This window comes from Cytobacillus sp. NJ13, from assembly GCA_030348385.1.
GTDB lineage: Bacteria > Bacillota > Bacilli > Bacillales > Cytobacillaceae > Cytobacillus.
Map to the genome: position 1 here is coordinate 2,751,032 of JAUCFP010000006.1, position 13,645 is coordinate 2,764,676.

At 38.1% G+C, this 13,645-nt stretch carries 13 protein-coding genes and 1 pseudogene; 3 read left to right on the top strand and 11 right to left on the bottom strand.

All coding sequences use genetic code 11. The features are described 5' to 3' along the window. Positions 1–143: 143 nt before the first annotated feature. Positions 144–632, top strand: a complete 489-nt coding sequence (locus QUF73_13510) for a pyridoxamine 5'-phosphate oxidase family protein (protein ID MDM5227223.1) — start codon at positions 144–146, stop codon at positions 630–632. A 244-nt stretch (positions 633–876) separates the two neighbouring features. Here the strand turns inward: QUF73_13510 and QUF73_13515 are convergent, their stop codons facing one another. From QUF73_13515 to QUF73_13530, 4 genes and pseudogenes are all read right to left on the bottom strand, one after another. Next, positions 877–1,362 (bottom strand): DinB family protein, encoded by a 486-nt coding sequence (locus tag QUF73_13515; protein MDM5227224.1) that lies wholly within the window; start codon positions 1,360–1,362, stop codon positions 877–879. Positions 1,363–1,407: 45 nt separating this feature from the next. Beyond that, positions 1,408–1,566: pseudogene (locus tag QUF73_13520) on the bottom strand (aminoglycoside phosphotransferase). Continuing rightward, the gene (locus QUF73_13525) at positions 1,559–1,768 is read right to left on the bottom strand and encodes a cyclase (protein MDM5227225.1); all 210 of its coding nucleotides are present in this window, start codon (positions 1,766–1,768) and stop codon (positions 1,559–1,561) included. Before QUF73_13525 ends, QUF73_13520 begins: the two are co-directional and overlap by 8 nt. 32 nt (positions 1,769–1,800) lie before the next feature. After that, positions 1,801–1,923, bottom strand: a complete 123-nt coding sequence (locus tag QUF73_13530) for a hypothetical protein (GenBank protein MDM5227226.1) — start codon at positions 1,921–1,923, stop codon at positions 1,801–1,803. A 256-nt stretch (positions 1,924–2,179) separates the two neighbouring features. Here QUF73_13530 and QUF73_13535 point away from each other — a divergent pair, with 256 nt between their 5' ends. Next, positions 2,180–3,238 carry a Ger(x)C family spore germination protein gene (locus tag QUF73_13535; protein MDM5227227.1) on the top strand — a complete coding sequence of 353 codons (1,059 nt, stop codon included), beginning with the start codon at positions 2,180–2,182 and terminating at the stop codon, positions 3,236–3,238. 330 nt (positions 3,239–3,568) lie between these two features. On the opposite strand, the gene QUF73_13540 is transcribed toward QUF73_13535, so the two are convergent. The 3 genes from QUF73_13540 to QUF73_13550 all read right to left on the bottom strand — a co-directional run bounded on the left by QUF73_13540 (position 3,569) and on the right by QUF73_13550 (position 6,432). Then, entirely contained in the window at positions 3,569–4,573 is a 1,005-nt protein-coding gene (locus QUF73_13540; protein MDM5227228.1) for an anti sigma factor C-terminal domain-containing protein, read from the bottom strand. Then, entirely contained in the window at positions 4,566–5,066 is a 501-nt protein-coding gene (locus QUF73_13545; protein ID MDM5227229.1) for an RNA polymerase sigma factor, read from the bottom strand. The genes QUF73_13540 and QUF73_13545 overlap by 8 nt, the downstream gene beginning before the upstream one ends. 433 nt (positions 5,067–5,499) lie before the next feature. Then, positions 5,500–6,432, bottom strand: coding sequence for a D-2-hydroxyacid dehydrogenase (locus QUF73_13550; GenBank protein MDM5227230.1), 933 nt, complete (start codon positions 6,430–6,432; stop codon positions 5,500–5,502). Positions 6,433–6,628: 196 nt separating this feature from the next. Between QUF73_13550 and QUF73_13555 the strand changes: the two genes are divergently transcribed. Next, a complete protein-coding gene (locus QUF73_13555; protein MDM5227231.1) occupies positions 6,629–8,041 on the top strand; it encodes a PQQ-dependent sugar dehydrogenase in 1,413 nt (470 codons plus the stop codon). Between the two features lie 83 nt (positions 8,042–8,124). On the opposite strand, the gene QUF73_13560 is transcribed toward QUF73_13555, so the two are convergent. From QUF73_13560 to QUF73_13575, 4 genes are all read right to left on the bottom strand, one after another. After that, positions 8,125–8,685, bottom strand: coding sequence for a hypothetical protein (locus QUF73_13560; GenBank protein MDM5227232.1), 561 nt, complete (start codon positions 8,683–8,685; stop codon positions 8,125–8,127). A gap of 179 nt (positions 8,686–8,864) precedes the next feature. Then, on the bottom strand, positions 8,865–9,242 hold the full coding sequence (locus tag QUF73_13565) for a cupredoxin domain-containing protein (protein MDM5227233.1): 378 nt from the start codon (positions 9,240–9,242) through the stop codon (positions 8,865–8,867). Positions 9,243–9,732: 490 nt separating this feature from the next. Further along, positions 9,733–10,347: a hypothetical protein gene (locus tag QUF73_13570; protein MDM5227234.1), complete on the bottom strand. Its 615-nt coding sequence runs from the start codon at positions 10,345–10,347 to the stop codon at positions 9,733–9,735. A 65-nt stretch (positions 10,348–10,412) separates the two neighbouring features. After that, positions 10,413–13,214 carry a hypothetical protein gene (locus QUF73_13575; GenBank protein ID MDM5227235.1) on the bottom strand — a complete coding sequence of 934 codons (2,802 nt, stop codon included), beginning with the start codon at positions 13,212–13,214 and terminating at the stop codon, positions 10,413–10,415. Positions 13,215–13,645: the final 431 nt, after the last annotated feature.

The window sequence follows — 13,645 nt, forward strand, 5'->3', positions numbered from 1 at the left end:
TGTAATGCTAATTATTTGACTACCTTGTTCAATTGACCTGCCTCTATGTTCAAAAAGAAAAAAAGCTGTCTTGTTAGACCACCTGAATAAAAGCTGGAGTTAAGGGTAATATACCTCTATAAAACTTTAACGAGGTGACGGAAATGTCTAACATGATGAATCAAGAAGAAATAGAAACATTAAGAGAGTTAATCAAAGACATAGACACAGCCATGCTGACCACGGTAACGGAAGAAGGTCTTGTTTCCCGGCCAATGAAAACACAGGAAGTAGAGTTTGATGGTGACTTATGGTTTTTCACTAAAAAAGAGACTAATAAATATGAGGAAATTTTACATGACCAGGATGTTAATGTTGCTTATGCAGGTAAATCCTATGTTTCCGTCCGTGGAAAAGCAGAAATAGTTGAGGACTTAGATAAGAAAAAAGAATTGTGGAGCAAAGCATATGAGCAAATTATGCAAACTTCTTATGATGATCCTAATGTAGTCCTGATAAAAATAAAAGCGGAAGCAGTCGAATATTGGGAAACCGGTAACTTTACGAAGAAAATAGCCTTTCTCTTTAAACGGATGACAGGGCAAAGTTCTAAATCGACAGATGTGAATGAAACGGTTGAATTGAACAAATAACAACAACAATGGGTTGTCTGTTTATAGGACAATCCATTTTGCTTTGTTAAGTAATGTTAATCTATTTGTTTCTATATTAATCTCTGAGTTTACTCTAGCTGATTTTTAATTTAGTATATTATCTTTTAAATTTTGACAGCATAGACTGCCTTTATCATTCCTTATCAGACTAACCCTTGCCCCATCTATTTAATAAGAACCTATTTTCACTTGAATCTTTTCGATCAACACTTTATTAATCCTCTTACTTGTTGCCACTGCTCCAACTCATTTGCAGTTTCCGAACGTAAATGATTTGTCCTATATGGTAGGCATTATGCGTGGATAGATTCCCAATTATTGCCCACCACTCTGCAGCTACAGGGAAACCCTCAATTTCACTTTCCAGTTTTTCTTGGGAGAGTAAATCTTGCCACTGCAGAAGCACCTCTAATAGCTGCTCTTTTAAGTCAGTAAACTTCGTATTTTCCGGAATAATAAAGCTTTCATTATTATTGCCTAAGGGTGTAACAGCATCTACGTGAGATTTATGATACCTCTTTTGCCAGGTTTCATTCCAATAAAGAAGATGCTGCACAATTTCAGCGATGCTATTGCTTTCCTCATTAGGTTTCCAAAACGCATCTTCCTCTGATAAGTTTGCAACTGATTCTGAAAACGGAATGTACCAGCTAGGATCATTTGCATTTGCTGACAATTGATCGGCCAAAACATCTATAGCATGAGACATACTCGCCACGCTCCCTTTGACTATATTTATGTTAATATTCAGTTCTTAACTCCACTCTGTTCCATGTTCACGAATGAACTGAAGTTCCTTTTGATAATGTTCAAGATGTCCTTCATCGATCATTTTTTGAAATGCCCTATCTCCTTCTTCGCCATTCCTTCGCATGGTTTTACAAAGTCCTTCATAAAATAAAATCTCAATTTCGTTTATGTTTTTCATTAATTATTTTTTTGTTGAGTATCCTAACCTCCCCGACCATCAGCAGCCTCAGATCCTCTACGATATACTTCGCTAACTCTTCATCAGTAATGTCATCACCATCAATATCAAGACGAAAATCCTGTCCTTGTAATCCACCCCCATTAGTAAAATCGATTTCAAAATCGAAAATAACTCTTTTATCCATTTTAGATCCACCTCATATTAGTTTCGGGTAGATTATATATATTCTTGTTGAATGAAACCATTTCCTTCTTGAGCCTGTCTAAGCACAAAAAGCTGTAACCCTTGATCTGCTAAACCTTTATAGAGAAGCCAGCCCCCTAAAGCGTCTACTTTCATCTTAATAACTAAAACTTCCTTAATTCAGGAATTCCCTTATTACGAATATTCTCCCACACAAAGATTAATAATAATTTTGTACTCATTTTAGATTATTCTTCCCGAAGGCTGTATTTTCATCTAAATCAGTACTCAAAAGAAAAAGCTATTCCTCTAAGTGACACTGTTGGGAAAAATGAAATTTGCTATTACCTTTTTATATATTCATACTCGATTCGCTGCTGTCATAATTACCAATAGTAAAGGTGAAATAGAAATGAAAAAGGTTATACTAATATGCCTGTCCCTGCTGCTTTCGGGCTGTGTGAATAAAGAAATCATTGATGATATAAATATTGAAGTAGGAGTCGGCTACGATTTAGCAGAGGATGAGAAAGATAAGTATAGAGGAACTGTATTATTTCAGGAATTCCAGCCTGATCAAAGTGTAATTAACAGGACATTCTCCGGAAGTGGAAAGCTTAGGCAGGACATACGTCTGGATGTTTCTAAACAAACATCAGAACCAGTAGTCACAGGTGGATTAAAGCTGGCTGTATTTGGACCTGAAATTTCCAAAAAAGGGATTTTTGACTTAATAGATTCTTTTCAGAGAGATGCAAGTATGGGGGCGCGCGTATTTGTTGCAACCGCAGAGGGAAAAACAGAAGACTTGTTAAACGGCGAGTATGGAACCAGGGGAAACGCTACGTATATCTCTAATCTTATTCAACATAATATTGAACATCGCGATATTCCAATAACCAATTTACATATTTTTTCCCGTGATTACTATCAGGATGGTAAGGATCCATTCCTGCCCCGACTAAAGAAAACCGGGAATGATAAAGTAGAATTAGTTGGAATTAGTCTTTTCCGTAAGGATAAAGAAGTGGACATTCTCCCTGTAAAGGATATGTTCTTTTTTAAATTGCTGGTAGATAAATATAGCGAAGGAAACTTTGATGTTAAGTTAAAAAAGGGAGAAAGTGCTGCTGTAAAGAGCATAAAATCAAAAAATGAAATCAAGATGACTGAAAATCACGCTACCATAACCATTAATCTTGAAGGCATCATTCGTGAGTTTACGGGAGATATTTTAACCCCACAGATTATTGGAGAAGTTGAAAGGTACCTGGAGAAAAAAATTGAAAAGGACTGCTTAAAATTATTAAAACAATTTCAGGACCTTGGAATAGATCCTGTTGGCCTGGGTCATAAGAAAAAAAACCAGAATCGGAACTTTGACTTTAAAAAGTGGGAAGATGATTACAAAATGTTAGGCTTTGATGTTAACTGCAATGTAGTAATAGAAGAAACAGGCGTTCTTGAGTAAGACCTGGCCATAATAGTCCGTATTCCCAGCTTAGTAGGTTAAAAAAAATGGTTTTGCAGGAGAGAAGAAATAAAATTGAAATGGTCCTTTAGAAAAGCGCCCAGCTTTCTTCATCCTTAAATTATTCTTCAATAAACCTGCAATGATAAGGGGATACTAAAAAGCCCAACTTCTCCGTAATTCAAAGAGAAATTGGGCTTTTTCATTACTTCATTAAAGCGCCCGAAAGTGGAACAAGAAAAAATCCTGCGTTTCAATACAGGATTTTTGATCAAACTTTGTTTTACAAATGATCGAACTATATTTCAAAGCCACATCTCTAATGAACTTTCAATATTTATCGATTGTAGCACCGAGAACAGAAGCACGAATGAAAACAAGGTCTTGAAAACGTTTAAGCTCTTCTGCTGTTCCCGTCACAACAGCTCCGTTATATCGAATCTTCCCTTCAGTGGAACGGGTGTTTTCCTCAATTCCTTTTAAAGCTTCGTTGACTAGACTTTTACGAAATCCCATTTTCTTTAATTCTTTCAACGTTCTCATAAAAAACTCTTCATGTTGGCTGGAATAAGGCTCTTGAGGATTAATATCAAACCCAAAAGCTCCACCGCCACCTTTCGTTTTTAAACTATCATTATCTAGTTCGTCTTCCATTCTATGCATTTGAGCTTTTGTCGACGTATCTACCCATAACCAATTCACATTTTTATAACCAAGCTGCTCGGAAACCTCAGCTAAGGTCATTGGCTTATCAAAGGAAATTGCTACTTCAATTAACTTATTTTTATCTAATTCAGCAGCAATATCAAGTTCATGAGGTAAATAATCATACCTTAAACCCGGATAATAAAAATCAATTTTTCGTTCATTATTAAAATTGTTATAGCGTATATGCCGATGAGCTTCTTTATCAAGTGACGTAGTATAAACCATACCGCTCCCTTGACTAAGAGTTTCTATCCTTCCGAATAAAGGTATCTTTTTCATTTTCGTATCCCATAATATAGTACGGTCTCCGACTGTCTTAAAAGTTCTTTCGTCTATCGTTACACTAAATAGATCATAATTATAAGAGCCGCCACCCGATGATAGATTGGCGCCATAAATGGGGTCCAAAAGAGACTTCTGGTTGTCATCTTCAATACGCTGATTCAGTATGTATTGGCTGCCGCTTATCAGTACATACAATAAAATGATTGTTGTAAAAACAGTAATGCCAATATATTTGAATGTTTGTTTTCTCTTGGATTTTTTTATGGCTAACTGTAAGGAAGGGTTGCTCATAAAGTCAATCTCTTTCTTATCCTCTTCTTTTGATAAACGTTTATCACTCATTGCTTTCCTCCCTATAAATTTTTGCCAGTTGTTTTCTAGCCCTAAATAAATTTGTTCTTACTGAATTGATATTTGATTCCAGCAGCACTGCAATGTCTTTGTAGGACAAGCCCGATTGGTACTTTAACAATAATAGTTCTTTAAAATAGGGCTTTAGCTTGGAGATTGCAAATGAAAGCTGATTGTTCCGTTCTTTTTCAAGAAAGAGCTCTTCTGGCTGATCCGCTGCAACTAATTTTGGAATAATTACATCTAAATCAAGCTTATATCTCTGTTGTTTTCGGCATTGATCGTAATAAAAATTTAATGCCACACGTATTAGCCAACTGCGTATTTTTGAAGTTTTAATGGAATCGTAATACAATAAGTATTTGTACGCAGTTTCCTGAACAGCATCCTCTGCATCCGCATGAGAAATCCCTAATTTACGTAAGTACTTATATACGATGTTAAGTTCTGTATTCAATGCATTATTCTTATTTAACTCATTCATTACTCCCCTCCTGAATACTAGACGTATTCGAGCAGAAAAAATATACAGCAGGTAGCAATTAATTTTTTAAATTATATATATCCCCTACACTCAGTTAACATTATGCGATGTTATAGGCACTAAAAAAGGATCTTCGATTGAAAGACCCTTCAATGCTATTTGTTAAGTTAAAGCGCTCGTTAATGGAATAACTAATATCCATAACTTCGTCCTAAGATCTTTTGATTCTTATTTAAGCTCCCGTTAGTTGAATAACCAATTTTGGGACATTATTTTATTTTAAAATATTAACATAAATATCCAATTTTCTTAAAAGGAGTTACTCTACAATCTGGCCCTTTTCATAAAGAAAGACGCTATCCATATTTCATTAACCACTAAACAATTTTCCCTGGCCATGAATACGTCTCCACCGAAGATCTTTGCTTATCTATTAATACCCCTTCAGAAAATCCACCCTATTAGGTATAGCATCATTATTTTCGATTCTCTTCAATGTATCTAAAAAGCAAGCAATCGCTTCATTCAGCTCTGTCACTGCTGATATATGAGGCGTGACGACGATATCGTCCCTTCCCCATAGCTCGGAAGTCTCTGGCAGCGGTTCTGTTTCAAGAACATCTAACACAGCGCAACGGACCTTTCTGCAATTGAGCGCTTCAATAAGCGCTTGCTCGTTCACTGTATGGCCTCTGCCGACATTAATAAAGGCAGCTCCGTTTAAATGGCTGAAAAACGTACGATCAAATAGCTTACTTGTTTCTTTCGTCAAAGGCAATGTGCTGATAATCCAATCTGCCTGTGCAGCCAGTGTACCTGCAGAGGCGGTTTCAACCACCTTTTGAAAATGCGTCTTTTGCTTGCCGCTTTGCGAGACGCCGTAAACGGTGGCTCCAAGACTTGAAAATACCTTCGCAGCCTCCTGCCCAATCTCCCCTGTACCAAAGATAACAATCGTTTGATCCTTCACCATTTGCGGAGTTTTTGGAGCCCATTTCTTCTCCCTTTGTTTTCCTTCAAAGTAGTGATGATATTGAAGATCCCTTAATACATAGCTTAAACAATACTCGCTTATTCTTTGTCCAAACGAGCAAACAGTTCTGGTTAGAAGAATCTCATGCTCCTTCCACCCATCAATTTCCAAATAATTATTTACACCCGCATTAAAGGAATGTACCCATTTAAGATCGGCAAAGCGGAAGCCTCGACATGGCTTGAAACCGACATAGGCATCCGCCCATGACAAATCCTCTTCTGTAATATCATCAACCTGTTTAAAACGAAAGCTCTGAGATGTTTCAGCTGGAAGCTGTTCCTGGAATTCCTTTTCATAGCTTCCTGCAACCAGTATATTATGTATGTTCATTCGACTTCCCCCATCCTGTTGCTCCTTTGATTTTGATTACATTCTAGCACGGTAACACACATCCTTCCTCTACTAATATTAGACTATCTATAGTTGAAGGAGCCTGTTCCAGAATTCCCCTGACTAACTTAGTACTAATAGCCGGTTCTAATCATATTCTTATAAAAGAAAACAATATGAAGGGGTGGAAAGTCAGTTGATAACAGTTAAGGTTGGTTTACGGCCCATTGCCAGTAAGATCAATTTACCTACTGTTTTGAAAACAGCTATACTTCCAGGTGACTCAAAGGAAAGATTATTTATTGCAACCCAGGTAGGAGAGATCTTTTACATAAGAGACTCAAGCTTAAGGACTTTTTTAGATATTCGCCCCCGAATCCTAAAACTGGGTGTTTCTGGTGGCGGATATGATGAACGGGGATTGCTCGGACTAGCGTTTCATCCCGAATTTTATTATAACGGTCTGTTTTATCTTCATTATTCAGCAGCCGGAACACAAGGACCAGGTGCACTTTCTGAATCTTTTAATCCTAACCCGTGTGATCCGGGAACTTTAAACTTAAGGTGGATGAATAGAGAAACGCAATATGACCATATTGATATCATTGAAGAATGGATTTTACAATCGAATGGCGTGCCCCAAAAACGAAGGACTTTACTTAACTTAAGAAGGCCATTTTCAAATCACAATGGGTTCAATAGTTTAAACTTTTCACCAGAAACAGGAAAACTTGTTTTAACAACCGGAGATGGCGGATCAGCATATGATCCATTTAACTTAAGCCAGGATGATCTCGAAATTGCCGGTAAAATAATTGAAATGGATGTAGATAAGATAACTTACATCACTACTCCCCCCATTGTCACACGCTTTAATGAACTTCCCGCAGCGATTCAGGAAACCCTCACGGTAATGGCCAAAGGGGTTCGCAATATTCCAGGCATTTCATTTCAAAGGTTTTATAATCAGTATATTAAATATGCAGGGAATGTCGGCCAGGATTTGGTCGAGTCGATTTTTTCATTCGTTCATTATAAACCCATACCGGTTACCCAATTTGTTCAAGCTTCTTTCATGAATTCTGCACCTGATATGGAAGGATTTGTAAACTTCGGCTGGCGAGGCTGGGAAGGTGATTTTCCTGCATCGATTATAAGAGGCTGCACCAATAATGGGACTTTGGATGAGAAGGCAATTGCTTATTACAATGAAGCAACCGCACTTTCAGCGAGTCGTCTTCGGCCTTTAACCAGTTATTTTCATAAAGACTCCAGACCAGATAAGTTTGGAGGAACTGCACTTACAGGAGTTCAAGCCTATATGGGGAAAAGAATCCCTGGTTTAACAGGAAACGTTGTGTTTACCGATCTTGCCCGGAAAGAATCGCAGCCTCAGGTTAGAGGGGTTTTAGCCTATACCGCCATAAGACCAAATGGTGAACAAAATGAATTTAGTGTGATACAAACCGATTACGATTTTGGATCTCAATCAGCCTATTATGTTAATTTGGGAACGAATCTGAAACAGACCAGATTATATTTAGGGGTTTATGGCTCTATGAAAGTGACTGATTTTAACCAAGGCACTGTTTTTGAAATAGTTCCATGAATCATAACTATAGAATTCTGCTTAATCCTGATAAATCTCTTACATGGATTGAATCGAAATTAAAACCAAGAAATGGAGAATCACTAAATGATAATCATTTTTAATCTTTTAATCATGATTAAAGCAATTTCGACCCATAACCAGCTATAAAGGAAAACAAATAAAAAAATACTTCCCGTTGAAAGAAATGAAAAGGAAACAGAGACGGCTGGACCTAAAACTGGAAAGTGAAAAATAAATAGTAAACTCATAATTCCTAACATTAAAAGAATTGTACCAGCAGCAATAATACTTAATCTCTTTCTGAAAAAGGAAAAAGAAGCCCCAATGCCAAGCCCTAACAATCCTGTTGTAAAAGGAAATATCATTAGTTCAGATGGATGCAGGATTAATAACAACATAATTGTCAGAGAATAGGACATTGCTCCATATGGAATGGAAAACATGGAACATAACATAATAGGTGCAGTGGCAAGCGGACTTAAAATATATCCTATACCTGGTAAAAAGCCGCCAGCAGCCTGAAGAATAGCAGCAATACAAGTAAAAATAGACACTAAAATAAGCTTCATTGTTTTTTTATATTTATTGAATATTTCCTGAAATAGACGAACCTCATCAGAAATAGGTTTAAAAAAATACACCTGTTCACCTCCTTCTATAATGGTTTAAGCGTAACTATACATTATATTTACCATTTATTAGAGGTGGAACGATTTTTTACTATTGATTTGCAGAGGAAAGTTAGCGGTTATGATGCTGTCTGGGTAAAGTAAATTTCCTTCACCCATAAAAAAGCAAGGGCCTTATTGGCCCCCAGTTATTATTTGACTATTACGCTTCCAGTCATTCCTTCCTGGAAGTGGAACCGGCATATCAGCTCATATGTCCCGGGCTGTTTCGGCTTCACGGAAATGTTTGTTTCTTTTCCTGGCTGGATCTCGGCGTCAATTCCGAGCTTTTCCACTGTGAAGGTGTGCTTTTTCTTCCCTTTATTTTTCAATATCAACGTTGTGGTTGTTCCATTCGGAATAGTGATGACTTTCGGATTAAAGTAATCATCGTTCAACTCGACCTCAATCGATTTCACCTTAGTTAGAACACTGGATTCGGCAAATACGCCGAGTGAGCCTAGAGTTGACAAAACCACAGCCATTGCAAGCAGAGCGACCAATCCTGTTACCCGCTTTTTCATAGACATTCGCAATCCCTCCTTTCCTTAACATTATTTTTTTCTGATTCACAAAAAATTATCACTATAAATTTAGTTCCAAAGTGCTTTCTGAAAAAGTGAATAGACAAAGATCACTGCCGGTCTGCAAATCCAAATTCTAAAGAATGTGCTGCCACTCCTCATAAACTGTATTTGTCAATTAAAAAATGCTGTTAATGGCAGTATGTTTTATGAATGTAAAAAAGCCAAAATATACAAGCAGTGTATAAAAGCTTGCATATTTTAGGCTCTTTAATTTTATTCCTTATTGTGTTGTTAAACACCCCGTTAGCCCTCCATGAATCGCTAAAAAACAGCTCTTCACCACAGAGAATGAAAATGTTTTTAAACCGTCAATACTGATTCTGCGGCTGGAGAGGAAGGTCGATGAACTATGGTGCGTTAGATCCCATCCGTCTCTCCATACTGATATTAATAAAAATAACCAATTTTGTCTGAAATTCTTATTCAGCAGAATTCATTCCAGCAAATCTTTCCCAATCTCATACCAGTCCCACAATGAAACCTCTGCTCCTGTATAATAAAGCAGACTTTTTTCTCTTCCGATGTCTTCTATTACATCGACTATTGCGGCTTCGATTCTTGCTTGATCATTATAGAAAATTCCTTCTGAAAAACCCAGTGAGATCGGAACCCATTCCTTTACCCTCTTTCCAAAAAAGATCGACTTCTCGTAGTCTGAAAGAAAGAAATGGCAATAACTGAGATTTGTTAACACTCCTTCACTTTGTTCTTTGTCCCCACCATAATGTAATAAGTCCTCCAGCAGGTTCGAGAGTTCTCTATATTGTTGCAGACTTTTCTCCCTCTCCCCTGCCAGGCGGTAATAATTGGCTTGAATCAATTTTAAACGGCTGTATTCTTTTTGGTTCTTCTTTTCAAAGACAGCCATTGGTTTTTCAATAAGCTTCGCTGCCTCTATAAAATATTCTGCGGCTTTTTCGTTTTCATCAAAAAAAGATAAACATCTTGCATATGCCTCATAATCAGACCACGACTTCAAGCCAACTGAATTGAGAAACTCAACCTTTTGACTCAGCTTGTTGGCATCTACTTTTATTTCTTTGGACATATATGATCACCTCACAAATGCAGGAAAAGAAGGAGCTTCTCCTTCCTTCCTGCTGAAATCTTCGTTTAAATGCTGTGAATTAAAATAAAATCAATTGCGTCGGTATCCTTAAGAATGTTTTCGAGGTAGTCATCCATTTCTTTCCCCGCCTCGATGACAGACTTGGCATCCCGAATACCTCCATACACAACTGAACTCTTGTAGGATGCCCCATTATCAATCACATCTTTTAATAGATCATAGGCCTCTTTCTCTTCTTTGGATATGGTTTTGTTTCGGATAGCATCTTCAAATTTATCCATGTATCTTTCGCTGTTGGTTGTCAACCATTCCCTCGATAAATATAGACGGTACTGCCCGCTGACTTTTGAGGCCAAGCGCACCCCACGTTTTTTTCCATCATTCAGCTTCCCGTTTTTAGAGTGGGAGCCTTTGGCTTCAATAATGAATAGCTCGCCGGATGGGGTTTTCATGATAATATCTGGACCCGTGCGCGCCTTCACCCTTGGATTTTTATCCCGCTGGGCATATAAAAGCTTGTACCCCAGCAGTTCGTAGTACCAAATGGCCGCTTCGGTACCAAACGCTTCCGCTCTTTTGTTGGGTTTCAGATTGGTTCCCCAGTGATCGCGAATCTTCTGGTCAATGATTTTTTTTTGCGCTGCATCAAGTGTTTCCTCACCAAATTTGGCTTTTGTTAGCTTCGCTATTCGTTTAAGATCATTCCCATTCTTCCCTAGCTGGGCAACCATTTTATCAGAAGCCCCCCTATCTCTTAATGATTTAGATGCTCCGCCTGTTATGGCATCAAGGATAGCTGAGAATAATTTTGGTTGATCAGCAAAGTTTTTAAGAATCATCTCATAGGTCCCAGCGATGATGTTTTTAGGTACCCGTTTAACGAAATTCACGACTTTTTCAACGGTCTTTGCAATATCACCGACAGCAGGAATAATGCCAAAGAGGGCGAACAATCCGGCGCCGACATCTGCTTGAGTGAATTCAGCTACAGCTTCCACGATATCCCCATATCCAAGGTACCCAGCAACTATTTGTCCAAGCAGGAAGGCAACGGATTCATAGGTTTCCTCATCCATCCAGCCCCAATCTACCAGAGTAGAAGCAAATTCGTTCACCGACGCCCCTAGCACCACTTCCTGAATATAATCGGTCCATTCCTTGTCGTAGATATCTGGGTCAGTTTCGTTATTAAACTCTTCAAGATCCGTATATGAATCCCCGTCGGCATTTTCTTCAAAGGGATTGAATCCCATATCCAGTTCATTTCCATCATCCAGACCATCCATATCCGAATCATGGTAGTACACAAGGGTTCCATAGGACTGTTCCTCTTCATCAGTCAATCCATCGCCATCCGAATCATCGACTTCTGGATCATTGGTAATGGTATAGGATAAACCGGCTGCGCTTGCCTTTATGCTGCTAGTTTCATTTTGCTGAGCCTCTTCCAACTCCGGTGTATAGATCAACGTAAAGACGGAAGATTGGGTCGTTTCTCCGATGATATATCCCTTTTCATCGTCCACTTTTTGTTTTTCAAGGGGGGTGAATGTGTGCTTTTCTTTATCATAAATATACATTTTCACACTTTCAAGGTCGCCATTCGGGATGTCGCTTTTTTCAATCGGGATCTTAACCGTCGCGTGTTCAAATTCCCGATTTACAGAGATATCAACAAATTCCGAAATAGATCCAGGAACATCTTGGAAAATCAATTGATCTGAAACATTGATCAATTTAACAGCTCGTGATAGATCCCCTATTCCGCTGATTTCAAGGACTGCACCTGATTCTTTTTCGGTAAAGGTTTGGTTAAAGCTTTCAAGCCCATCATATAGCCGGTCATGGTCCGAATCCTTTTTATGAGGATCGCTTCCAGCATGATATTCACCGGCATCGTCCAACCCGTCATGATCGCTATCCTTTAATAATGGGGAGGTTCCAAATTCCTCCAATTCAAAATGATCATCCAAACCATCTGCATCACTATCCTTTAAGGCCGGATTGGTGCCCGCTTTTTGTTCCTTAATATTATTTAGGCCGTCTTGATCGGTATCCTCTTCCCCATCAGGCGTCCCATCATTGTTTGTATCTTTCTTAAGCGGAGAGGTATACTGCTGTAAAATTTCAAATCCATCCAGCAATCCGTCTTGATCGGTATCCTTTTCCTTCAGGTTAGTTCCTAACTTCTTTTCTGCTTCATCCAGTAAACCGTCTCCATCCGAATCAAGAATTCTCTTTGCTTTTTCTTTTAGTTCTTGAGCGCTTGTCCATGCTTTTTTGTAAAAATGAATCGATTGTTTTCTGTTTTTTTTGGTTTCAAAATCTACGCCTTTTTCATAATCCTTATTGGCTTTCTCTAACAGTTTTTGATCTTTTTTATCGAACATTTCTGTATTGCTCTCAAGCAATGTTAGAAGTGTATCAGTAACTATTCTGTTTGCTGAAATAACTTTGTCGATGACTGAGTTTTTTTTATCTGATGGAGTCTGAGTGTGGTTTTCAAGGATATTCACTGAGTTCAAGCTGTGGTCAAAAAACTCTGAGGACTTTATCGCATTGTTTGTTTCAAAATTGCCGTCAACAGCTGCTTGTAATTCAAAAAGCGCGTATTCTACTCGTTTATGATTTTGGGGGTCATCCTGAAGATCCGGAAATGCTTCAATTTGTTCCATTGCCTCGTTAATTAACTGTTTCGCATTTTGATCCGATACTTGTGATGTCTCTGCCTCTACTTTAGTAGAGCTACCCCTATCTTTCCCTTTTCCCAGGACAATTTCTGGAGTAACAGTAGCAAAAACCAACATAATCCCTAGCAGCAAATGGATAAATACTTTAAATTTCACTGTAAAATTTACTCCTCTCTTTTGTTTTATTTTGGAAATTCCAAACTACAGGTATCATACTACCTTAATCTTTTTGCTATTAATATAGGAAATATCGGCTTTTTTTGTTTATTATTCTCGTGATCTTTGACTTATAAGGTAAAGCCCGCAAAACACGAATTTTGTACGTTATCAAGACCTAAATTGAAAAAAGTTAGATAAATTAAAGGACATAACATATTTTATATGACTAATATGCTATGTCCTTTCTTATTAAACTAACGCCCCCATTAGCCATCCATGAATCGCTAAAATCCAGCTCTCCACCACAGAGAATGGAAATGAGGAAGGTCGATGAACTATGGTGCGTTAGAGCCCATCCGTTAGTCTGACTCCAACGACCACGGTGCACCACTGGCTGTCGCTCCCTTAGGGGAAACACACATGGAAGA

Coding starts and splice junctions, on each gene's coding strand:
- QUF73_13510 (MDM5227223.1), top strand. CDS start 144: ATGTCTAACATGATGAATCAAGAAGAAATAGAAACATTAAGAGAGTTA.
- QUF73_13515 (MDM5227224.1), bottom strand. CDS start 1,362: ATGTCTCATGCTATAGATGTTTTGGCCGATCAATTGTCAGCAAATGCA.
- QUF73_13525 (MDM5227225.1), bottom strand. CDS start 1,768: ATGGATAAAAGAGTTATTTTCGATTTTGAAATCGATTTTACTAATGGG.
- QUF73_13530 (MDM5227226.1), bottom strand. CDS start 1,923: ATGAAAGTAGACGCTTTAGGGGGCTGGCTTCTCTATAAAGGTTTAGCA.
- QUF73_13535 (MDM5227227.1), top strand. CDS start 2,180: ATGAAAAAGGTTATACTAATATGCCTGTCCCTGCTGCTTTCGGGCTGT.
- QUF73_13540 (MDM5227228.1), bottom strand. CDS start 4,573: ATGAGTGATAAACGTTTATCAAAAGAAGAGGATAAGAAAGAGATTGAC.
- QUF73_13545 (MDM5227229.1), bottom strand. CDS start 5,066: ATGAATGAGTTAAATAAGAATAATGCATTGAATACAGAACTTAACATC.
- QUF73_13550 (MDM5227230.1), bottom strand. CDS start 6,432: ATGAACATACATAATATACTGGTTGCAGGAAGCTATGAAAAGGAATTC.
- QUF73_13565 (MDM5227233.1), bottom strand. CDS start 9,242: ATGTCTATGAAAAAGCGGGTAACAGGATTGGTCGCTCTGCTTGCAATG.
- QUF73_13570 (MDM5227234.1), bottom strand. CDS start 10,347: ATGTCCAAAGAAATAAAAGTAGATGCCAACAAGCTGAGTCAAAAGGTT.